The organism is Ammoniphilus sp. CFH 90114 (genome assembly GCF_004123195.1).
Lineage (GTDB): Bacteria > Bacillota > Bacilli > Aneurinibacillales > RAOX-1 > YIM-78166.
In genome coordinates, this window is record NZ_SDLI01000005.1 from 60,744 (window position 1) to 82,036 (window position 21,293).

General features: G+C 45.5%; 23 protein-coding genes. 18 read left to right on the top strand and 5 right to left on the bottom strand.

Translation table 11 applies throughout. From position 1 onward, the window contains the following. The first annotated feature begins 127 nt into the window (after positions 1 to 127). Together EIZ39_RS12590 and EIZ39_RS12595 are read left to right on the top strand one after the other, a co-directional pair. Positions 128 to 337 carry a hypothetical protein gene (locus tag EIZ39_RS12590; protein WP_129200340.1) on the top strand — a complete coding sequence of 70 codons (210 nt, stop codon included), beginning with the start codon at positions 128 to 130 and terminating at the stop codon, positions 335 to 337. A gap of 84 nt (positions 338 to 421) precedes the next feature. Continuing rightward, entirely contained in the window at positions 422 to 820 is a 399-nt protein-coding gene (locus tag EIZ39_RS12595) for a hypothetical protein (RefSeq protein WP_129200341.1), read from the top strand. 258 nt (positions 821 to 1,078) lie between these two features. Here EIZ39_RS12595 and bioD read toward each other — a convergent pair whose 3' ends face one another. The 5 genes from bioD to EIZ39_RS12620 are packed head-to-tail and all read right to left on the bottom strand — an operon-like array spanning position 1,079 to position 5,539. Next, positions 1,079 to 1,786 carry a dethiobiotin synthase gene (gene bioD, locus EIZ39_RS12600; RefSeq protein WP_129200342.1) on the bottom strand — a complete coding sequence of 236 codons (708 nt, stop codon included), beginning with the start codon at positions 1,784 to 1,786 and terminating at the stop codon, positions 1,079 to 1,081. Beyond that, on the bottom strand, positions 1,783 to 2,934 hold the full coding sequence (gene bioF, locus EIZ39_RS12605; protein WP_129200343.1) for an 8-amino-7-oxononanoate synthase: 1,152 nt from the start codon (positions 2,932 to 2,934) through the stop codon (positions 1,783 to 1,785). Before bioF ends, bioD begins: the two co-directional genes overlap by 4 nt. A 4-nt stretch (positions 2,935 to 2,938) precedes the next feature. Then, positions 2,939 to 4,285, bottom strand: coding sequence for an adenosylmethionine--8-amino-7-oxononanoate transaminase (bioA, locus tag EIZ39_RS12610; RefSeq protein ID WP_129200344.1), 1,347 nt, complete (start codon positions 4,283 to 4,285; stop codon positions 2,939 to 2,941). Next, the gene (gene bioW, locus EIZ39_RS12615) at positions 4,282 to 5,055 is read right to left on the bottom strand and encodes a 6-carboxyhexanoate--CoA ligase (protein WP_129200345.1); all 774 of its coding nucleotides are present in this window, start codon (positions 5,053 to 5,055) and stop codon (positions 4,282 to 4,284) included. The genes bioA and bioW overlap by 4 nt, the downstream gene beginning before the upstream one ends. Continuing rightward, entirely contained in the window at positions 5,033 to 5,539 is a 507-nt protein-coding gene (locus EIZ39_RS12620) for a hypothetical protein (RefSeq protein ID WP_129200346.1), read from the bottom strand. Before EIZ39_RS12620 ends, bioW begins: the two co-directional genes overlap by 23 nt. Before the next feature lie 691 nt (positions 5,540 to 6,230). On the opposite strand from EIZ39_RS12620, the gene EIZ39_RS12625 reads away from it, so the two are divergent. From EIZ39_RS12625 to fdhA, 16 genes are all read left to right on the top strand, one after another. After that, positions 6,231 to 7,709: an aldehyde dehydrogenase family protein gene (locus EIZ39_RS12625; protein WP_129200347.1), complete on the top strand. Its 1,479-nt coding sequence runs from the start codon at positions 6,231 to 6,233 to the stop codon at positions 7,707 to 7,709. A 202-nt stretch (positions 7,710 to 7,911) separates the two neighbouring features. Next, on the top strand, positions 7,912 to 9,126 hold the full coding sequence (locus EIZ39_RS12630; RefSeq protein WP_164985073.1) for an MFS transporter: 1,215 nt from the start codon (positions 7,912 to 7,914) through the stop codon (positions 9,124 to 9,126). Positions 9,127 to 9,222: 96 nt separating this feature from the next. Beyond that, positions 9,223 to 9,663, top strand: a complete 441-nt coding sequence (locus EIZ39_RS12635; protein ID WP_129200349.1) for a GlcG/HbpS family heme-binding protein — start codon at positions 9,223 to 9,225, stop codon at positions 9,661 to 9,663. Positions 9,664 to 9,911: 248 nt separating this feature from the next. Continuing rightward, a complete protein-coding gene (locus tag EIZ39_RS12640) occupies positions 9,912 to 10,313 on the top strand; it encodes a RidA family protein (RefSeq protein ID WP_129200350.1) in 402 nt (133 codons plus the stop codon). 31 nt (positions 10,314 to 10,344) lie between these two features. Further along, complete coding sequence (locus tag EIZ39_RS12645) at positions 10,345 to 11,703, top strand: aromatic ring-hydroxylating oxygenase subunit alpha (protein WP_129200351.1); 1,359 nt, start codon at positions 10,345 to 10,347, stop codon at positions 11,701 to 11,703. A 43-nt stretch (positions 11,704 to 11,746) separates the two neighbouring features. Beyond that, positions 11,747 to 12,247, top strand: coding sequence for an aromatic-ring-hydroxylating dioxygenase subunit beta (locus EIZ39_RS12650; RefSeq protein WP_129200352.1), 501 nt, complete (start codon positions 11,747 to 11,749; stop codon positions 12,245 to 12,247). Positions 12,248 to 12,275: 28 nt separating this feature from the next. Further along, positions 12,276 to 13,310, top strand: coding sequence for a TRAP transporter substrate-binding protein (locus tag EIZ39_RS12655; RefSeq protein ID WP_164985074.1), 1,035 nt, complete (start codon positions 12,276 to 12,278; stop codon positions 13,308 to 13,310). A 35-nt stretch (positions 13,311 to 13,345) separates the two neighbouring features. Next, entirely contained in the window at positions 13,346 to 13,897 is a 552-nt protein-coding gene (locus EIZ39_RS12660) for a TRAP transporter small permease (protein ID WP_129200354.1), read from the top strand. Continuing rightward, positions 13,898 to 15,169 carry a TRAP transporter large permease gene (locus EIZ39_RS12665; protein ID WP_129200355.1) on the top strand — a complete coding sequence of 424 codons (1,272 nt, stop codon included), beginning with the start codon at positions 13,898 to 13,900 and terminating at the stop codon, positions 15,167 to 15,169. A 78-nt stretch (positions 15,170 to 15,247) separates the two neighbouring features. Beyond that, positions 15,248 to 15,892: a GntR family transcriptional regulator gene (locus EIZ39_RS12670; RefSeq protein ID WP_129200356.1), complete on the top strand. Its 645-nt coding sequence runs from the start codon at positions 15,248 to 15,250 to the stop codon at positions 15,890 to 15,892. A gap of 81 nt (positions 15,893 to 15,973) precedes the next feature. Next, a complete protein-coding gene (locus tag EIZ39_RS12675) occupies positions 15,974 to 16,936 on the top strand; it encodes a DODA-type extradiol aromatic ring-opening family dioxygenase (RefSeq protein ID WP_129200357.1) in 963 nt (320 codons plus the stop codon). An 11-nt stretch (positions 16,937 to 16,947) separates the two neighbouring features. After that, positions 16,948 to 17,751: an alpha/beta fold hydrolase gene (locus EIZ39_RS12680; protein WP_164985075.1), complete on the top strand. Its 804-nt coding sequence runs from the start codon at positions 16,948 to 16,950 to the stop codon at positions 17,749 to 17,751. 17 nt (positions 17,752 to 17,768) lie between these two features. Further along, positions 17,769 to 18,512, top strand: a complete 744-nt coding sequence (locus EIZ39_RS12685) for a PIG-L deacetylase family protein (RefSeq protein ID WP_129200359.1) — start codon at positions 17,769 to 17,771, stop codon at positions 18,510 to 18,512. Further along, positions 18,509 to 19,186, top strand: coding sequence for a 4-carboxy-4-hydroxy-2-oxoadipate aldolase/oxaloacetate decarboxylase (locus EIZ39_RS12690; protein WP_129200360.1), 678 nt, complete (start codon positions 18,509 to 18,511; stop codon positions 19,184 to 19,186). The genes EIZ39_RS12685 and EIZ39_RS12690 overlap by 4 nt, the downstream gene beginning before the upstream one ends. Further along, positions 19,176 to 19,952 carry an SDR family NAD(P)-dependent oxidoreductase gene (locus EIZ39_RS12695; protein WP_129200361.1) on the top strand — a complete coding sequence of 259 codons (777 nt, stop codon included), beginning with the start codon at positions 19,176 to 19,178 and terminating at the stop codon, positions 19,950 to 19,952. Before EIZ39_RS12690 ends, EIZ39_RS12695 begins: the two co-directional genes overlap by 11 nt. Before the next feature lie 40 nt (positions 19,953 to 19,992). After that, positions 19,993 to 21,213, top strand: a complete 1,221-nt coding sequence (gene fdhA, locus EIZ39_RS12700; protein ID WP_129200362.1) for a formaldehyde dehydrogenase, glutathione-independent — start codon at positions 19,993 to 19,995, stop codon at positions 21,211 to 21,213. Positions 21,214 to 21,293: the final 80 nt, after the last annotated feature.

Sequence of the window (21,293 nt, forward strand, 5' to 3'; positions counted from 1 at the left end):
AGGGTCCTTCTGCGATCGGTCCATAAGTTGTTGAGCGGCATATTAACATCATGTTCCTTTTGCAACATAATAATTGAACTATTCGTCTAATTGAAGTCAATTTAAATAGAAAGTGAGGAGGTAGAAAATGATTAAAGGGTTTTTAGGCATTCTTTTTGCGTTATTGGGTGCTTGTGGACTGTTTTGGTGGCACGAAGTTTTATGGAGTAGCGGTGGACCCGATGAAGGAAGAAATGTGATTCAATATATCACTCCATATTTTATAACAAGTGTAATTTTATTTGTTGGTTTATATTTTTTTATTAGGTCAGTTAATAAGTTTATTCGTCGAATATAAGAGAGGTCTGCTATTAACGGAGGGCAATGGTTTAACGATTCTTGGCGGCTGTAATACTCTCATAACAAAGGGGGGAAAGAAAGAGTGAGAAACACAAATATACTTAACATATTGGTAGGCGTATTGGCAATTCTAACGGGATTTCTTTATGTCTTACGTTTATTTGGTCCGACAGAATCAGAAGTGGTTAGTTGGAGATTATTGGCCGTTGTTATTGGAGGAATAGTTGTTTTCTTAGGGAGGATTGAAACCAAGGTTACTAATTTTTTACAGGGAGCATTCGTATGTTTTCTGGTGTTCATTCAAGTACCTCCAATCTTCCTATGGTTTGCCTTCCACGGCAGCGGTATATCCGATGGAACCCCACCAAGTAATTTTGTAGCACACTGGATATTTGCAACACCTCACATCGCAATTGCCTTATTGGGTATCATTGTCATTGTTTCTTTATTTAAAAAAAATACAACTAGAGCATCTTCTTAAACGATGGGATTCGGTCCTAACCGATATTGTCATAATCACAAAAAACTCGTATAGTATTACGTGTAGGGGTATTACAGCAATCCTAGAGAGGGTGGTAACACTGAAACGATTATGGAACTATCTATGACCATCACAAAAACTACTGCTCCTGGCAGGAGTAGGATTTGTTGTTTATAATCTAGTGGAGTTTTTGCTTTAACGATAAAAAGCCTATCCGTTTATTCACTGGTAGGCTTCTTGTTATTTACATTATAGGTCTTAACACTTGACGAAGTTAAGTTGCTTTAGAAGCTTGTCGATCGCTAGATGCTTTTCAAAGATTTGAATCATCTTCTGTCGATCCCATGTCTCCAGGTAAGGAAGAACACCTAATACAGGTACCCCTTCAGAGAACTCTTCAATCAGCTTGGGATTGGTCTCCTCGGCTACTCCAGTTTCTCGCAGCCCATTAAGGATGACACCAATTACGTTTAGACCGTTCTGCCGGGCATAAGCAATGCTTAAAAGAGTGTGGTTAACGGTACCTAAAGATGGCCGGGCTACTATAATGAGGGGAAAACCGATGGATCGGGCGATATCGGAAACGAGGTAGCCTGGGCCCATCGGTACAGCGAGTCCGCCAGCCCCTTCGATAACGTAGAATGGGTGTCGGTCCTGAATGTTTTTCCAACTGGCTAAGGTTTCATCAAGTGAAATGCTCCTGCCGTGTCTTTGTTGGGCGACATAAGGGGCAAGGGGCTCGTCAAATTGGAACGGATTAATATCTTCTAGAGGACTAGGGTCACCTGACATCTCCTTTAGCAACCAGCAATCGCTTTTGGGGTTAGCTTGGGAAACGCCCGACATCATGGGTTTGAAGACGCCGACATCGATGCCTCTCTCCTTGAAGACAGCGGCAAGTCCTGCTCCAACAAAGGTTTTTCCGATATCCGTATCTGTTCCGGTAATAAAAATACCTTGACTCATGGGATGAACCTCATTTCTTTTCCAATATTCTCAAAACAGTGAAGGGCAAAATCTAGATCTTGGGCCTGATGAGAGGCCGTTAGGGTGACGCGAATCCTGCTTGTGCCGATGGGAACAGTCGGCGGACGAATGGCAGGAGCGAATAGGCCTGCTTCTTCTAATCTCTTGGAGAAGTCCACGGCTTGTTGGGCGTCGCCAATCACTACGGCTATGATCGGGGTTGTGCCTTCCACTAGTTCAAATCCTAATTTCTTAAGTCCTTGGCGAAAGAGGCTCGCCTGTTCGATGAGCTTCTCACGTCTCCAGGGCTGTTGCTGGATCAATCGGATGCCTGCAGAAGCAGCCGCGATAACGCCTGGAGAGAGCGCGGTCTGAAAGATGAAGGAACGGGCGTTGTTGCGCAGATATTCGATGAACACGTGATCCGCCGCGACATAGCCGCCTTCTGCCCCAATGGATTTACTCATCGTGCCCATACAGAGATGGACGCGATTGGTTAAGCCAAAGTGTTCTGCGGTTCCGGCTCCATTGCTCCCTAAGACACCTGTGGCATGGGCATCGTCTACCATCACCCAGGCCCCATAAGCCTCTGCGATCTCGACGATGCGGGGGAGGGGAGCGATATTCCCATCCATGCTAAAGACTCCGTCGGTGACGATCAGCTTGTGCCGAGCGGCAGGGTTCTCCTTAAGCTTTTTCTCTAAATCTTCCATATCCACATGCTTATAGATGATCGTTTCCGCTCGGCTTAGACGACATCCGTCAATGATACTGGCATGATTGAGAGAATCGCTGAAGATGACATCGTCTTTACCCATTAGCGCGGAGATCGTTCCAATATTGGCTAAGTAGCCGGAGCTAAAGAGAATGGCGGCTTCTTTCCCTTTAAAAGAGGCCAATTGCTGTTCGAGCTCTTCGTGTAGGGTCGAATTTCCTGTCGTCAGTCTCGAGCCCGTACTTCCGGTTCCGAATCGAAGGATCGCTTCAGCGGCACAAGCTTTCATCTCAGCATCTTCAGCTAATCCTAAATAATTGTTGCTAGAAAAGAGGATTGCGCCTTTTTCTTTGATCTCATCCATTCGTCGCAATCGCCGAGTAAGGCCCTTTTGTTCTCGAACGTCCAGCTCTTGAATTAAATGATCCAACATGATGCTAGGCTCCTTCCGTGACAGACAGAATGCCTTGTCGGAGGATATCGACCATCTCCGTCAGTTCGCTATCACGGCTGGAGAGAGGAGGCATAAACACGATCGTGTCGCCCATTGGACGAGTCAGCATGCCCAGTTCGCGAAGCTTCAGGCTCACTTGATAACCGGTTCGGTTCGCCCATTCAAACGGTTGCTTCGTTTCTTTATCCGCTACGAGTTCCAACCCGCACATTAACCCAATCTGGCGGATATCTCCAACATGCTTGAGTTCTTGGAAAGAAGAGAGGAGCTTTTTGACATAGGCTGCTTTTTCCTGAACCTGCTCAATCAGATTCATTTGCTCAAACAGCTCCAAATTAGCTAACGCTACGGCACAACCTAATTGATTGCCGGTATAAGAATGACCGTGAAAGAAGGTCTTAAGCTCTGTATAATCGGCGTAGAAGGCTTCATAGATCCGCTCGGTGGTCATCGTTACGGCAACCGGCAAGTAACCTCCAGTCAAGCCTTTCCCTGCGGTCATGATGTCAGGGGTAACCTGCTCATGATCACAAGCAAACATCTCGCCAGTCCGCCCAAATCCTGTAGCCACCTCATCGGCGATCAACAGGACATCATACTTCCGACATAGTCGGGCAGCGCCTGCCAGGTATCCTTCCGGCATGAGCACCATCCCGCCGGCCCCTTGCATCATAGGTTCTAGAATGATGGCCGCGATGTCCTCATGGTGCTCCATCAAGAGCTGTTCTAGTTCGGCGAGGCAAGCATCTCTGCAGATCGTGGCATCCCCGCTCGGATGTCGGTATACATAAGGGTAAGAAACCTTGTAACTATCAAATAGCAGAGGCTGGTAAACCTGATGGAAAATATCGATAGAACCGACGCTTATTGCCCCGATGGTATCGCCATGGTACCCGTTTTTCATCGTCACGAATTTGCTTTTTTTCTTAATCCCTCGATTTTGCCAATATTGAAATGCCATTTTCAGTGCGATTTCCACGGAAGCCGCTCCGCTGTCCGAGTAGAAAACACGTGTGAGGCCGGGCGGTGCGATCTTGACCAGCCGCTCGGCGAGTTCTGTAGCGGGAATATTCGTCATGCCGAGCAGGGTGGAGTGAGCAATGCGATCTAGCTGCTGACGAATTGCTTCATCGAGCTCTTTTTTTCTATGGCCATGGACATTAAGCCATACCGAGGAAAAAGCATCGTAATACTCTTTTCCTTCGGTATCCTTGAGCTTCACGCCTTCGCCGCTTTCAATAATCAAGGGATTGGCATCATAATCTTTCATTTGGGTAAAAGGGAGCCAAAGATGTTTTCGGCTCTTTTCAAGCAAGGTTTCGTGTTTCATGGTCGTCCGCCCTCCCATCCGATCCAGATCGGTGTTTTTTCCAAATAATGAATATACTCATCGACATCAAGGCCCGGCTGAACAAAGAATACCCTTCCTCCTGTCGACTCCCCGAGCTTCTTTAAGTGGGGGATCCGCCGATACCCTAATTTATCGCTTGCAACATAGCCTGTCACATAGTCGGGGTCATCTGACCAGCAGAGCTCAGCGAGTGTGTAAGGGGAGTAAGCTACCTTCGTTGCCAGTGCCAAGGCTTCTCGTACACGTAGGGAACCCAACGGTACATGAATCTTTACCCATTCTTCATGGGATGAAGCATCCCAATCCATTCGGGATACCCGAACACCTTTCTGTTCCCGCTTATCTAATCGGGTTCCGGTAACGGCGTCCATAATGATAGCTCCTCTCAGATCTTCTGACTGCTGAAGCTCGTTTAGGCCTAGTTCTGCTGCCGCTCTTGAAACACCCGACTCTACCAATAAATTGAGGGCCTTGGCCCGGCAGACGTCGACTTGATGACCTCCCTCCGTTGCTACAGGCAGGGGAGGCACGTAGACTTCCGCGTACGGCATCTTCTCCACGACCACCTGGATAAAATCTGCATTTCCCCGGCTGTGACCCATGGATTTTGTCAGGAGTTCCGCTACGAGCAATTGCACCTCGGATTCACGGGCTAGTCGTTCTCCACCGGAAATGTGTCGTCCACCCTGTTCGTGGGGTCCGCCTTCCGCTGCTCTCATGCGGATACTATAAAGAGGATTTTCTAACATAACTAAGACTACCTCCACTTGTATGTTTTACTCGTTGCAGCAGCTTGTATAGGGGCCAGACAGCAATAGCGGTAAACACCATGCCCGGAATAGCGGCCAGGAGCAATGGCCAGGCTTCAACACCTAGCGTCAGCGAGAGGACCCAGCGAGCCGTCACTGAACCAATGGGACCAGCCAACAGCAACACGGGCAAGGAGGTTCCCAATAGGGCGACAAGCCCTCCAGCTACAAAGCGAAACACCATGGCGATTTCAACATTTAATAAATTGTGGATCCCGAGGAAGAACAGGACCAGGCTAGAAAGAATCCCAGCAGTAATATAGCGTCTAAAGCCAAACACACCAGCAATGGCAACGGCTAAAGGGGCAGACAGCTGAAAGTCCGAACCCGGAATGCCGCTAGGAATTTTGAAAAAACCGGCAACCGTAATGAGCGCCGCCAGCAGCCCAATCTGAGCGATATCCAGAGGGGTCCATCTTTTCATGGTGTTTCTTCCTCCTATCTTTTGTTAACCTTAATTATAATTTTGGTTAACATATTAAAACTATTAAATCATGATAGGGAAAGGGAGTCAATATTATCCAGATGCGAAGAGAAAGTTAGGGAAAACAGACCTATTAGTCAACTAAGCCGGTATTTTCCGTAATTTTAAATCACGTAGTTTCCACCTATTTCTAAACATTACTTATGTTGCAATTCGGAATATACCAACATAGGTTGAAAATTAAAATCAAACTAAGCTATCATAATAATAGATATAGCATGTAATGTTGAGGGAACACCTAAGGACTATGCGTGAAGTCATTAAGCAAAACTACCGCCTATTACTGTAATCAGACCAGCATCTATGGGTACTGGTTTTTTGTTTTCAAATAATAATTTAACAATTTAAAACATTCTATATTGACACTTGTAAGACAAGGCGACTATAATTAAAACAAGATCGTCGACAATATTGCATGCAATTAGGAGGTGTTATTTTACCGGGGTTGGGTTTTGTTGAGCTCCTGATTCTCAAACCTGAGGGAAGTCCCCCATTTTCAGGGGCATTCGAGCTTAGCAAACTCCAACACGACTCTGTTTCCGTACATAGGTGAATGCCACAATAGAAGACGTTAAAGTTGAATTCGCTTTCATCCTGCCAAAATAAGACCGTGTAGAGAGGGGAATATGCTGTGGAAAATACTGTACTTGCTGTTCACGCTATTATTAATGGGGAAAAGAGAGTAACCGAAAAACAATATGCTCGTGAGAATCCGACCAATCCAGAGGAGATCGTGGGCTACGCGCCGCTCAATACGGTGGACGATGCGAAGGCTGCTATTGATGCGGCTGCTAATGCCTTTAAGTCCTGGAGAAGTACCTCAATCGAGGAACGTATTGAACGAATGCAAAAGGCGATCCAAAAGCTGAAGGAAGCTGTACCGGAGCTCTCGGAGCTGCTTTGTCGAGAGCATGGCAAACCGCTCTATGACGCTCATGGCGAGTTTTTCGTCGCGACTTTGTGGATGGAATATGCTTGCAACACGGTAAGGGAAGTGCTCAAGGAGAAGGTGCAGGAGCATGATCATGGCAAGACAATCATTACACGTGATCCGATGGGTGTGGTTTCGGCTATTTTCCCATGGAATTATCCGATCTCTCTTTCTACTATAAAAATCGCACCTGCCTTATTGACAGGCAATACGGTTGTACTTAAACCAAGTCCCTTTGCACCGCTTGCGGTCAGCAAGGCCATTGAAATAATGGCTTCCGAGTTTCCACCTGGCGTGATCAATATGGTTCATGGTGAAACCGATGTCGGTAAAGAATTGACCTCCAATCCAAAAGTAGCCAAGATTGCCTTCACGGGAGGTACTGAAACGGCAAGGCATATTATGAAGTCTGCAGCTGATACGATTAAGAATATGACGCTTGAGCTTGGAGGAAACGATGCCGCTATCTTCCTCCCGGATTTTGATGTGAACGACGAGCAAGCGATGCGCCGGATTGTCATATCCAACTTTCTCAACAACGGTCAAATCTGTATGATTGCCAAGCGTGTTTACGTGCACCGTTCCATCTATCCTCAATTCGTTGAGAAGTACATTGAGGCAGCTAATAAGTGGATTCGCATTGGCAGTCCTTTTAATCCGAATGTGACCATGGGTCCCGTGAATAATCTGGCTCAGCTGCAGTTTGTCCAAGGGTTAGTTAATGATGCGAATAATCGTGGAGCTGAGGTGATTCCTCTAGGCCAGATACTAGAGCCGGAGGTTTATGAAAGGGGCTACTTCTTACAGCCAACGGTTGTCCTAAATGCAAATGATCACGATCGGATTGTGGTGGAAGAGCAATTCGGCCCTACGGTACCTATCTTGCCTTATGATGACGAAGATCAAGTCATCGCTTTAGTAAATGATAGTATTTACGGCCTGACCAGCTCAGTTTGGGGAGAGGAAAAACATGCCATTCAGGTGGCGAGACGCATTGAGGCAGGGACAACCATGATTAATACAGCCGCCATTATGGGACTAGATGTCCAATTCCCATTCGGGGGAGTGAAGCAGTCGGGAATCGGTCGTGAATATGGTGATGAAGGTCTCTTAGCCTATGTAGAAACCCATGTGATAAATGTTCCTAAGTATTTAGATCTACCTCATATTCCTGAATAAAGTGAAGTAACCGATCTTCCTGTTAAGATCGGTTTTTTCATTTGTTTTATTTTCTGAAATAATTAGAAAATAATGAGTTGACAACCTAATTGTGCAAATTTATACTAAATACTAGATCGTCAATATTGTTGACGAAATTGTGAACATGATCGTCTTCAAAATAACAACCAAACTACCTAGAACAAAGGATCGTGAACAGGGAATGAATGATGCAACGAAACAGCCTTTATGGACACGAGATTTCTTAAGTATTTGTTTTTGCTGCTTGTTTATTTTCATTACGTATTATGCGTTGGTTGCTACGTTGCCCATGTTTATTGTCGGTGAACTCAACGGCGATAACCAACAGATTGGATTGGTTATGGCAGCTTTAGTGACAGCCGCTATCTTTGTGCGGCCTTTTGCGGGAAATTGGCTGGATCAATTTGGAAGAAAAAAGGTATTGTGGACAGCCTTGTTCTTGTATTTATTAGCCACCATAAGCTATATCGGCATCCAGAGTATCTTATTGCTTATTGCCTTGCGTTTACTCCATGGGTTTACTTTTGGGGCGGTGACGACTGCGATGGCGACAATCGTGGCTGATCTTACACCCGAACAACGAAAAGGGGAGGGAATCGGCTATTACGCTATGTTCATGAACCTGGCTATGATTATTGGGCCGTTTATGGGTCTGACTATTGTCGTAAACTATGGTTTTTCGGTCCTGTTTGGGCTTCTTTCCTTCTGTGCTTGTATGGCGCTGCTATTCGGAAGTTTTGTTCAGATCCCTTTATTTGGTTGCAAAGAACATAAGAAAGAAGAGTATTTCCATTGGAAGAATTTTATTGAACCGAATGCAGTTCCGATTTCTTTCATTGCCTTGCTTATTTCCTTCGGCTACGGGGGGGTCCTCACGTTCATTCCTGTTTACGCAGAGGAGCTAGGGATTGTTCAAGCCGCAACCTATTTCTTTCCGATTTACGCCCTCGTTATTGTGCTGTCTCGCCCCTTCACCGGGAGGTTGTTTGACCGTTATAACGAACGAGTAGTTATCTATCCTAGTATTATTCTATTTGTTATCGGCCTGATCACTTTGAGCTTCGCTCGCCATTCTTTTCTATTTCTTATAGCTGCTGGTTTGATTGGCTTAGGATTTGGAACCTTATTCTCTTGTTTGCAAGTCAGCGCCATTAGGAGATCCTCCGGAGCCCATACAGGAAGGGCAACAGGAACCTATCTTATCTTTTTTGATACTGGAATAGGCGTTGGATCCTTTATTCTTGGCCATATTGCTGCTTCCATGGGATATCAGCATATGTATCTGATCTCGTCTATCATTGTTGCTACTTCCGTGCTCTTTTATTATCGGATCTCCCGGCAAAGGGGAATGCAGAATCGAAAACAAGTGCCATTATCCCAAAACAATATAAGTTGATTTCTGTTTATGCTAAGAGATAGAATACGTGTTCTTTCTATCTCTCCTGGATACACAGAAGTGTATCTTAATGTTCTATAAAGGAGGGACATCAACATGGAGGGGTATTATGAGAGGTTAGCATTGTCGCAAAAATTAGCAATGAAGATGATTGAAGCGGCATGTGAAAAAGCGGAACAAATGAACATCAGAGTCACGGTAGCGGTTTGTGATGATGGAGGGAATTTGAAGGCTTTCTCCCGAATGGATGGAGCTAAACTATTAGGGACGGAGATTGCCCAGAATAAAGCTTATACGGCCGCTTCCTCCGAAAGAGCAACAGCAGACTGGTATCCCTTAATTGAGAAGAATCCAGCCTTGCTCCATGGCATTGTCCATACGAATCGCCTTACCATCTTTGGCGGAGGATTGCCTATCAAGATCGAAAATAAACACGTTGGGGGAATCGGTGTATCTGGTGGAACAGCAGATGAGGACGTCGCTTGCGCTGAAGCAGCTCTTTCTGTCATGGAGTCCTTGCTGAGGGAGATATCGTAAAAACTGCATCTCCGAGATGCAGTTTTTACTGTTAAAGGAACCAATTATAATCAGTCAACATTGTTGTATATTTTGATAAAAATATTGTTGACAATAACGTTGGAGATTTATACAATATAAGTAGTTAATATATGGGAGGGAAACATCACATCTAAGTCCATGAAAGCGGAAACAGGGATTTAAATAACTGAAAATTCTTTATAGATATAAGTGTTTAATTAATCTAGTAATAATGGAGGGGTCATTACGTGAATCGACGGAAAAGCATTGAAGTAGACGGATTGAATCATCATGGAAAGCTTCCTGTACCTCTTGGAGCCAAGGTAGACCGATTTTTATTTTCCTCTGCTATAGCGGGGGTGGATTCAGAAACCGGAAAAATTCCAGAGGATCCTGCAACTCAAGTGAAACTAGTCTTCCAAAATGTTCACAGATTTATGGAGGCTGCTGGCGGGACAACAGAGGATATTGGAAGAGTAGCGTTGTACCTTCAGGATGAACAACTGCGAGATTTGGTCAATGAAGAATGGGTGAAGATGTTTCCAGATCCACACAGCCGTCCTGCACGACACGCCACTGTGAAGGAACTCCGAGCTGGAGCACTGGTGCAGTTAGAGATTACAGCGGTGTTGCGCGAGGAATCAGAATAGTTTTTGAGATAAGAATGAGGGGGAGGAAAACATGGCGGGAAGGCACAATGTAAGAAATGGTATTGATAAGGAATTGCTTGCGGAGATTAAACAAAAGTTGGAGCAGGGCTTGTTTCCACAATGGATGGTCACGGATCCGGATATTTATGATTTAGAAGTAGATAAGATCTTTGGCCGCACCTGGCAGTACTTAGGACATGAATCTGAGCTTAAGGAAGCTGGTGATTACGTAACTAGATGGCTGATGGACGATCCTGTTCTGCTCGTAAAAAACAAAAAAGGAGAAATTAATGTTTTCCTTAACTCCTGTTCTCACCGAGGAACTCATTTGTGTACAGCAGATGTAGGAAATCGAAAAACATTTACTTGTCCTTTTCACGGGTGGAGCTTCAATACAGATGGGGAGCTGATAGGAGTTGTTGCAGGGGACAAGGTCTTTGGAGAGAGATTGAATAAGCAAGACTGGAACCTACATAAAATCCCACGAGTAGATACATACAGGGGAATGATATTCGGAAATTTAGATCCCAATGCTATGCCGTTGGAAGACTACCTTGGAGATCTAAAGTGGTATATTGACCTGTTTCTAGCCCGCAGTGATGGAGGGATGGAAGTAATAGGAGCGCCGCAGCGCTGGGTGGTCAATACGAACTGGAAGATGTCAACCGAGAATTTTGGTGGAGATCCTTATCATGTAGCCACCACGCACAAATCCACAGTAGAACTTGGCATCAGCCCGAAGGACCCATTTTATGCCAGCTATGGTCATCAGGTGAAACTGAATCATGGGCATTGCGTCAATGTCAGTACAACGGGTCCAGGTTTTAGCGTACCTTCCTATCAAGGATTGCCGGAAGAAATGTGGCCCATGTTTGAACGGAATTTAAGCAAAGAACAGCTGGAGGTTTATAAGCAGACGGTTGTAATCGTAGGTACATGCTTTCCTAATTTATCATTCCATTGTCCGGTTCATGGGAATGAAGGGCATTTGCATAACTATCTAACGTTGCGCATATGGCGTCCGATTGGACCAGATAAGATTGAAATATGGGCTTGGTTCCTGATTGATAAGGCGGCACCTGAAGAGTATAAAATGCAATCCTATAAAGGGTATGTGGCTTCCTTTGGGCCATCCGGTACATTAGAGGCCGATGATACTGAAATTTGGACTCGTGTGGCGAAAGCTAGTAAAGGAAAAATGGCTCGCAATCGGGAGATGAAATACAATAATGTCCTCAATTATATGATGGGGATGGATAAGATCGAACCGGATGAATCCTGGCCGGGACCTGGCATAGCCTATCCTACTTGTTTTGTGGATTATGCACTAAGAGGGATGCATGAGTATTGGCTCGAATTGTTGACCAAAGAATATGAGGATGAACAGTAAATTGTAAGCCTTTTATTTTTCAGGGAGAGTTGGGGGAGAAAGGATGAACAGTGAAATATATTACGAGATTACAAGGTTTCTTACTCGTGAAGCGCGATTGCTAGATGATAGAAAATTTGAGGAGTGGCTGGCGTTGTTTGCTGATGATATCGTTTATCGTATGCCTGTACGGGTAACAAGAGAATCAAAGGATCGCACGGGCAAGGATAATGCCATGACGTACTTTGAAGAGAGCAAGATATCCTTGACTACACGGGTGAAAAGATTGCGGACCAGTTCGGCTTGGGCCGAGGACCCGCCGTTGCACACACGCCATTTTGTATCCAATATTGATGTGGAGGATTGTGAGCATCCTGATGAGTACAAAGTTGTAAGCTATTTCCTGACGAAACGGAGCAGAGGGGTAGACCATGAAGCAGAACAGATTTTTGGTGAACGTCACGATGTGCTCAGAAGGGTGAATGGAGAGTGGAAGATCCATTCTAGAACCATTTATCCTGATCAATCCGTATTGACGGTCATGAACCTTAGCATGTTTTTGTAAAAAAATGATAAATGGGAGGATTGAAAAAATGAAAAAGTTGAAGTCGCAATTCTTGCTCCTATTCACAAGTCTGGCTCTAGTACTATCCGGTTGTGGACAATCATCCACTTCGAATTCGAGCGCTACAACACCAGGGGAAACAGAAACACGAACATTCAAAGTTGCACATAGTGGCGGAGACTCACATGTTCACGGGAAAGCCATGGTCGTTTTTAAAGAGGAAGTCGAGAAACGTTCGAATGGCCGAATCAAGATTGAAACTTATCCGGAGTCTTCGTTAGGTACGGATGGGGAGGTCATGCGACAGCTGAAGTCCGGCTCTTTAGACATGGGGATTATCATTTCAGGAGAATTGGCTAATCACTCTCCTAGCTTTAATGCTTGGTTTATGCCTTTCTTGTTCGAGAATGCTTCACAAGCCTACGAAATGGGGAATACAGACGAAGCTAAGGCATTGTTCGATACCCTAGGGGATGCAGGGGTAAGGTCCATGGGATATTTAGTCATTGAAATGCGAGATATCTTATCCAAGGACGCTGTCATTACGGATATCAACCAGTTGAATGGTGTCAATGTACGTGTTACGCCAAGCCCTGCCATCGTTGATTTCTGGAAATCGTTTGGAGCCAATCCTACTCCCGTTGATTTTTCAGAAGTGTTCAGCGCTTTCCAAACTGGGGTAGTGAACGCATTGGATTCCGGACCTACAAGTGTTGTAAACAGTAAGTTCCACGAAGTCGGGAAGTATTACACAGAGACGCAACATTACGCATTTACTTCAGCCGGCTTAGTTAGTGAACAGGTTTGGAGTCAGCTATCTGCTGAAGACCAACAAATCATCCAGGAATCTTTTGAAGCGGCGAGAAAAAACAATATTGACACGTACAATGAAATCGCAGAGCAGAGTGTTAAGACAATGCAGGATCAAGGCGTAACGATCGGTAAATTGGAAAGAAACGCAGAATTTGATGCGACGCTGAATCAATTCTTGGATAAATATGCTCAAAGCGATGAAAAGATCAAAGTTTTTGTTGAGAAAGCGAAAGAAATATCTGGGAAATAGCCTTACCACCTTAGCCAACGAAAGGGGTTAGCGTTGTGCATTTCTTTGAGGCCGCGATTTCAAAAATCAGTCATTGTTTTGAACGCGTTATCATTCTATTTATACAGTTCAGTGTCGGGGCTCTAATCCTCGACCTGAACATTGCTGTATTATTCAGATATGTGTTAAAAAGCCCAATTGTAGGAACGCAGGAAATTGCTCTGGTGCTGTTGGCGTGGATTACGTTTTTGGGAGCAAGTCTGAGTGTGAAGAATCATTCTATGGTCGCTGTAACCTTTTTCTTTGACAAATTTGGAAAGTTTAAGAGATATGTTCAAATTTTGATACAGCTTCTCATCTTTGCTTTTTCTGCCAGCTTTTTCTTTTACAGTTATCTCTGGATCACCTCTCCAAGTGTGCTGCAAATAAAATTGCCGGCACTGCAAATACAGGCTTGGATTACGTACTCCATTGTTCCATTATCTATGTTGATTACTATGATATTTAATGTCGATAACATTCTGAAACTGATAACGACCCGAAGACACAACACCGAAGAACAAGATTTAAATAGAATAACTAAAAATCAAGAAGCGGAGATGTTATAGATGGTAGCGGTGGTTGCTTCATTTTTTGGATTAATCGTCTTAGGCGCACCTATTGCGTATGTTCTCGGGATCAGTTCCGTCGTCTATATCATTTCTAGTAATATTGGACTATTTGAATCAGCACCGATGCGGATATTTCAAGGGGTGCAAAATTTTGGACTGATGGCCATTCCCTTATTTGTCTTTGTGGGAGAGCTCATGAATTCAGGCGGGATTTCTAAACGGCTCGTAGGTTTCACCAACGTGATTTTAGGTCATTTCAGAGGCGGTCTCAGCTATGTCAATGTTGCGACAAACATGTTTTTAGCCTCTATCTTAGGGTCGGCTAACGCCCAGACAGCCATGATGAGCAGAGTGATGGTACCCGAAATGGAGAAACAGGGATATAGCAGGGAATTCAGTTCTGCTCTAACCGTATCTTCGTCCTTGCTTGGACCCATTATTCCGCCAAGTCTCGTATTCATTATTTATGGTGTTATCTCTGAAACTTCGATAACCAGTATGTTCTTGGCTGGAATCATCCCTGGTCTATTGTTAACGATCAGTTTCATGGTTCTGATTTACTTTATAGCAATTAGAGAAAACTTTCCGAAATCAGAACGAGCACCTATGAAAGAGGTTTTTAAAGCGTTTTTAGAAGTTCTTCCTGCTTTACTTATTCCGTTAATCATTCTTGTCGGTATTCTTTCGGGGGTATTTACAGCAACTGAGTCGGCTGCGGTGGCTTCTTTTGTAGCTTTTATTGTGGGACTGTTCTTTTATCGAGAATTAAAACTGAAAGATTTGCCTAAGATCTTTATTGATACTGCCATGAATTCTGCAATCGTCATGTTTATTGTAGCGATGGCAAGCCTATTAAGCTGGATTTTGGCCTTTGAACGTGTGCCGAATGCTATAGGTGATCTTCTCATATCAATCTCAGAAAGTCCCATTGTATTTCTACTGGTACTCAATATTCTCTTATTAATAGTAGGAATGTTTATGGATGGGATAGCCGCGATGATCATTTTGGTTCCTATTTTATTGCCGGTCTCCTTAAACTTCGGTATCGATCCCATACACTTAGGGATTATTATCTGCATTAATCTGACCATCGGCTTGATCACGCCGCCAGTCGGAACCGCGCTGTTCATCGCTTCTTCCATTGGCAAGGTGAGAATAGAGGCGTTGTCAAAATCATTGCTGCCTTTTATAGTTGTAGCCTATGTTGTGCTGTTAATTATCACCTATATCCCAAGCATCACATTGTCTATTCCCAAGTTGTTTAGTTAGAAGAAATATTGTCGTTAATATTGTTGACAATATTGTTTGCTATATGTAGACTAAGAAATAGATGGGAGGTGAAGGTTTATGCTAAATCAAACGCTTTTGATAAATGAAGAAGAATGCTACCGCCGATTAAAAGAGGATATCTGTCGTGGAGTTCTTATGCCGAACCAACACCTTGTTGAATTAGATTTATCAAAATCCTACGGAGCAGGTCGAGCAACAATACGAACGGCATTGGCGAGGCTAGAACAAGAGGGGTTAGTGGAGCGCGAGCGTTATCGTGGAGCACGAGTTCGTCTCGTAACAGAAGAGGAAGCCATTGAGATCCTTGAAGTTCGCGCGGCTTTAGAAAGTCTGGCTGCTCGCCGAGCAGCAGAGAGGGCAACTGATGAAGATTTCATGGTTCTTCAGGATATCATAGAAAGGATGAAGCAATGCTTTGACTCCAACAAAATGCTTGAGTATTCCGATTGCAACACCGAGCTCCATCGTACGTTGATAGATATAGCAGGAAATTCAGTCGCAGAAAAGGTATTAGATACCCTTAACTCACAAAATGTTAGATTTCAGTTCAGAGGTATGGTTCAGAGGGGGCGAACTGACCAGTCCTTCGAAGATCATAAGGAAATTGTGGAAGCGGTTATTCGACGGGACCCGGATGCGGCCGAACTTGCTATGCAAAAGCATCTTGGGCGAATTTTAAAAGGACTGCGAGATTTAAAATAAGTTTTTTTAGGATTAAATAACTGAATATTTATATTTGATTTATAATAACCTATCTTTTTACAAATAAGGAGGAAGTGTAAGATGGCTAAAATCGTTCTAGGTATTGGTTCGTCCCATAGTCCCCAAGTAAGTAGTCCTGCAGAGGTTTGGAGCCTCCATGCAGACCGAGATCGTCTAAATCCTGATACAAATTTTGAGGTGCGTTCACAGGAACTGGGTGAAAGCTTAAAAGATCAATTGGATCCCGTGCTCTGGCAGCAAAAGTACGAACAATGCAATGCGGCTGTTGAATATTTAAATAGAGAAATTTTGGAAGCCAAGCCCGATATTTTGCTCGTGGTGGGAGATGATCAGGAGGAGTTATTCCTCGATGAAGCCAAGCCGACATTTGGCGTATTTTGCGGTACCGAACTCAAAGATTTTCCTGTGAAACTAGAAGATCTTCATCCATCTCTGAGACCTGTCATCTGGGCTTGGCATACAACAGAAGAAACCGAATCTTATCCAACGGACAGCGGTTTAGGAACGCATATTATTGAACAAATGATGATTGAGGGGTTTGACGTTGCGCAAAGCAAAACCCAGATCGAGGGTCGTTCGATTGGGCACGCCTATACGTTCGTAAAGCGCAGGCTTCTATCCAATAAATCCATTCCCATGGTTCCTGTTTTTGTAAACTGCTTCTACAATCCGAATAAGCCAACGCCAAAGCGCTGCTATGAGTTTGGGCAAGCGCTTCGAAGGGCTGTCGAATCCTGGGGAGAAGACAAACGGGTAGCGATCATTGGTTCAGGGGGCTTAAGCCACTTCAAGCTGGACGAAAAATTGGATGAAGTTGTCATTGACGGCTTGAAGAGGGGCGATGCTGAGGTGTTGAAGTCGATCCCAAGAGAAAAGCTGGAGGGCGCTTCTGGGGAAATTCTGAACTGGATTGTGGCTGCGGGCGCCATGGAGCACTTGAAAATCGACTACTTGGAATATGTGAATGGCTACCGTTCTCCAGCAGGTACTGGAGTAGGAATGACGTTTGCGGTTTGGAAATAAGGAGGTCTACTGTGGAGATTTATCGGCGTCAGATTAAGCTAAGTCACGGCACAACCTATTACTTAGAAGCAGGCCAGGGAGAGCCTCTTATTCTTCTCCACGGAGTGGGATTCTTCACGGGTGGCGATTACTGGTTAGAGAATATCAAAGAACTTAGTCAGCACTATCAGGTTTATGCTCCTGATTTTGTGGGATGGGGTGAGGGTGATCGATTGGATGTCGAGTACTCCTTCTCCTACCTGGCGGACTTTGTTCGAGAGTTTCAGGATGGTTTAGGGATTTCATCGGCTCATATCGTAGGTCACTCCATGGGGGGATGGGTAGCGTCGGTCCTTGGCTATGAAAGTCCTGATCGCGTGCGGACGTTGACCTTGGTTGGCGCCGGCGGAATATCGACTCGCGTCATTCCCATGATGTCATCGTTTACGCCCCCATCCTATGAGGAAGTTTTAAAGCATGTCAAAGAGACAACAAGGATCGAAAACGCGGAAGAAGCAGCCAAGCGATGGCATCAACGGGCTCAGATCCCTGGGGCAGCCGAAGCGTACCTCAAAATCATGACCCATATGAAGAACCCGATACACAGGGCAAGATACAACACGAGGAGAAGATTACCCCATATTAAGGTACCGACCTTAATTCTCTGGGGATCGGAAGATAAGATCAATGAATTAAGCATGGGAGAAGAGATGCAGGCGATGATTCCAAATTCGGAGTTGGCTGTCTTGCCTTATGGTCATTATCTGCCTAGCGAAGCGCCCAAGGAATTCAATTCCTTAGTCATCTCATTCATGAATAAACATAATTACAGATAAAGTGGAGGAATTCGTTCATGTCGAGTAATGCTAAAAAAACAATTACCGTAGTAAGTGCGCATTCCGCAGATTTTATCTGGCGATGCGGTGGAGCAATTGCACTTTATCATGATCTGGGATACCAAGTGCGTGTTTTGTGCCTATCCTATGGTGAGCGAGGGGAGTCTGCCCGCTTGTGGAAGCAGGGCAAGACATTAGATGAGATCAAGACCGTCCGGCGTTCGGAAGCGGAAGAAGCAGCCGAGATCCTCGGTGCACAGGTTCGATTCTTCGATGCGGGGGACTATCCCTTCCACCCGACGAAAGAATTGCAGGATGCCGTTGTCAACGAATTCAGAGAGCATCAGCCGGAATTGATCCTGACTCACTCAATTGAAGATCCGTACAATTTTGATCATCAGCGTACCACGCAATTTGCTCTGGAATGCCGCGTCTTGGCCCAAGCCGAAGGGTATGAGTCGGAGCATGGGATCCTAGGTGCCCCGTCCGTATTCCTGTTTGAACCACATCAACCAGAACAATGCAACTTCAAAGTCGATGTACTATTGGACATTACTTCCGTATTTGACCGAAAGAGAAAGGCTATGGAGTGTATGAATGCACAAGAGCACTTATGGGAGTATTATTCGGAATTGGCGAAACGCCGAGGTGTGCAGGCTGGCCGAAACTCTGGGAGTGCGATTAGCCTCACAGGCAACAAGATCAAGTATGCAGAGGCGTATCAGCGCGTGTTCCCGCATGTTGGGGGATTGTTTGTATGAGAAATGTCATTGTAAAAAATATCGAACGGGCGGGCCACACTTCAGTTGAGCTGCTGAAGCCTTATGGTTCAGCTACCATTCATGAGGCTATGGGACGTACGGGTTTGATGAGCCCGTACCTTCGCCCCATCTATGATTCGGCGAAAGTTTGCGGTACGGCCGTGACGGTTTCTTGTCATCCGGGGGATAATCTGATGATCCATGCGGCGATTGAGATGTGCAAGCCAGGAGATGTTCTTGTGGTGACGGTGACTTCAGATTCTACAGATGGGATGTTCGGTGAGCTACTTGCCGTATCTGCCCGATCCCGCGGTGTACAAGGCTTAATTATTGATGCGGGTATCCGCGATACGACAGAGTTGACGGAAATGGATTTTCCAGTCTGGGCGAAAGCGGTCTCCTCGAAGGGAACCGTCAAGGCCACACCTGGTTCCGTGAATATCCCTGTCGTTTGTGCAGGTGTCATCGTGAATCCTGGAGATGTCATTATCGGAGATCGGGATGGGATTGTCGTGGTGCCGAAAGGGGAAGCGGAAACCGTTGCCCAGGCCTCGAAGGCCCGAATTGAACGAGAAGATCACGTGAAAGACCGTCTGGCAAAGGGTGAACTGGGCTTAGATATCTATAGTTTGCGAGAGAAGCTGCGGGCCCTTGGAGTAATTTATGTTGACTAACCTGAAACTTCATGGTTCGGTCAGTTGGGTAACCGGAGCGACTGGGGGTCTGGGGCAAGCGATCAGCCGCAAGCTCGCCGAGTTAGGCAGCCATGTCGTTCTTAGTGACTTAAACAGTGACCAATTGCAGCAGTTATCTCAACGCCTTTCTGCTGATTACGATGTGGAAGTAATGAATCTTCCATTGGATGTGTCTGACACGGAGGCGGTCCGGGCAGGAGGGCAAAAGATCAGAGATCGATTCGGGAGGGTGGATATCCTTGTTAACAATGCAGGAATCTCCCCCAAAGGCCCCAAAGGACCGATTCCCTTCAGAGAGATCCAAATTGAAGATTGGAACCGAGTCCTAGCGGTGAATTTGAACGGTCCCTTTAACTGCAGTCAAGTTGCTCTTGAAATGATGACCGAGAACCAGAAGGGACAAATCGTAAATATCTGTTCTCAAGCCTCAAGAACTTACAGCCCCGTGACTTCTGCACATTATGCAGCAAGCAAGTCCGGACTGCTGGGGTTAAGTCGAAAACTGGCTGGTGAATACGGCCCTCTAGGGATTCGTGTCAATGTCGTAGTTCCTGGGCGGATTGACACTCCTATGACGCAAAGCGTGGATGAGGAATTGAGCAGGCAAGCAGCACTCAGAACACCTTTAGGACGAATTGGACAACCGGAAGAAGTTGCAAATGCCGTTGCCTTCCTTGTTTCAGATGAAGCTAGCTACATAACGGGGACCATTCTTGATGTTACGGGCGGCAGCTTAATCATTTAGGTCTGAAGATTTTTAATTTATTAACAAGGAGTGAGCGCTAATGGCAGAAAATCGCGCGGTTGTCTATGTAGAGCCAGGGAAAGTAAAGATTCAGGATATTGCCTATCCGGATTTGGTATTGCGAGATGGTCCAGGGGTCAATCCGCTAAACGTCGGACGAAAATGTGATCATGGCGTCATCCTAAAAGTGGTGACGACGAACATTTGCGGAAGCGATCAGCATATGGTTCGAGGTCGCACGACGGCTCCAAGTGGATTGGTGCTGGGTCACGAAATCACCGGGGAGGTGATTGAAGTTGGAAGGGATGTTGAATTTATTAAGAAAGGCGACCTGGTTTCCGTCCCGTTCAACATTGCATGCGGTCGCTGCCGGAGCTGCAAGGAACGACACACTCATATTTGCGAGAACGTGAATCCAGATCGACCAGGCTCCGCTTACGGGTATGTGGATATGGGCGGTTGGGTAGGAGGTCAATCCGAGTATGTGATGGTACCCTATGCCGACTTCCAGCTTCTAAAGTTTCCGGATAAAGATCAAGCGATGGAAAAAATCCTTGACTTAACCATGCTTTCCGATATTTTCCCAACAGGCTACCATGGAGCAGTGAGTGCCGGGGTAAGACCTGGCTCTACCGTGTACGTGGCTGGTGCTGGTCCGGTTGGCTTGGCTGCTGCCCATTCTGCTCAACTATTGGGAGCTGCAACGGTTATTGTAGGCGACTTGAATAGTGCACGGCTTGCCCAAGCAAGAAGCTTCGGTTGTGAAACGGTAAACTTAAGAGAGTACCCGAACCTAGGGGAGCAAATTGCAGAAATCCTGGGCGTTCCTGAAGTGGATTGCGCGATTGATTGCGTTGGTTTTGAGGCACACGGTCATGGGGCAAAAGCTGGCGAGGCACCGGCGACCGTATTGAATTCGATTATGGAAGTCACCCGAGCAGGTGGACGATTAGGGATTCCGGGACTTTATGTGACAGGCGATCCGGGTGCCGTAGACGAAGATGCTAAGATCGGTACCTTAAAGGTTCGGTTAGGACTAGGCTGGGCCAAGGCTCATACCTTTGTGACCGGGCAAACTCCTGTCATGCAATACCATCGCGACTTGATGATGGCTATCCTGAGCGGAAGAGCGCAGATCGCAAAGGCGGTAAACGCCACCCTCATTTCTTTGGATCAGGCTCCAGCTGCCTATGCTGAATTTGACCAAGGAGCATCCAAGAAATTCGTCATTGACCCCCATAATTTGGTTCGAAAATCTTAAATCTCAAACAAAGAGGATATCCAATGCGATATCCTCTGTTCTTTTTGAGTAAGCTCTTGTATAAGTGGTAAAAACGGGAT

Coding starts and splice junctions, on each gene's coding strand:
- EIZ39_RS12590 (WP_129200340.1), top strand. CDS start 128: ATGATTAAAGGGTTTTTAGGCATTCTTTTTGCGTTATTGGGTGCTTGT.
- bioD (WP_129200342.1), bottom strand. CDS start 1,786: ATGAGTCAAGGTATTTTTATTACCGGAACAGATACGGATATCGGAAAA.
- bioF (WP_129200343.1), bottom strand. CDS start 2,934: ATGTTGGATCATTTAATTCAAGAGCTGGACGTTCGAGAACAAAAGGGC.
- bioA (WP_129200344.1), bottom strand. CDS start 4,285: ATGAAACACGAAACCTTGCTTGAAAAGAGCCGAAAACATCTTTGGCTC.
- bioW (WP_129200345.1), bottom strand. CDS start 5,055: ATGTTAGAAAATCCTCTTTATAGTATCCGCATGAGAGCAGCGGAAGGC.
- EIZ39_RS12620 (WP_129200346.1), bottom strand. CDS start 5,539: ATGAAAAGATGGACCCCTCTGGATATCGCTCAGATTGGGCTGCTGGCG.
- EIZ39_RS12630 (WP_164985073.1), top strand. CDS start 7,912: ATGAATGATGCAACGAAACAGCCTTTATGGACACGAGATTTCTTAAGT.
- EIZ39_RS12635 (WP_129200349.1), top strand. CDS start 9,223: ATGGAGGGGTATTATGAGAGGTTAGCATTGTCGCAAAAATTAGCAATG.
- EIZ39_RS12645 (WP_129200351.1), top strand. CDS start 10,345: ATGGCGGGAAGGCACAATGTAAGAAATGGTATTGATAAGGAATTGCTT.
- EIZ39_RS12650 (WP_129200352.1), top strand. CDS start 11,747: ATGAACAGTGAAATATATTACGAGATTACAAGGTTTCTTACTCGTGAA.
- EIZ39_RS12655 (WP_164985074.1), top strand. CDS start 12,276: ATGAAAAAGTTGAAGTCGCAATTCTTGCTCCTATTCACAAGTCTGGCT.
- EIZ39_RS12665 (WP_129200355.1), top strand. CDS start 13,898: ATGGTAGCGGTGGTTGCTTCATTTTTTGGATTAATCGTCTTAGGCGCA.
- EIZ39_RS12670 (WP_129200356.1), top strand. CDS start 15,248: ATGCTAAATCAAACGCTTTTGATAAATGAAGAAGAATGCTACCGCCGA.
- EIZ39_RS12675 (WP_129200357.1), top strand. CDS start 15,974: ATGGCTAAAATCGTTCTAGGTATTGGTTCGTCCCATAGTCCCCAAGTA.
- EIZ39_RS12685 (WP_129200359.1), top strand. CDS start 17,769: ATGTCGAGTAATGCTAAAAAAACAATTACCGTAGTAAGTGCGCATTCC.
- EIZ39_RS12690 (WP_129200360.1), top strand. CDS start 18,509: ATGAGAAATGTCATTGTAAAAAATATCGAACGGGCGGGCCACACTTCA.
- EIZ39_RS12695 (WP_129200361.1), top strand. CDS start 19,176: ATGTTGACTAACCTGAAACTTCATGGTTCGGTCAGTTGGGTAACCGGA.
- fdhA (WP_129200362.1), top strand. CDS start 19,993: ATGGCAGAAAATCGCGCGGTTGTCTATGTAGAGCCAGGGAAAGTAAAG.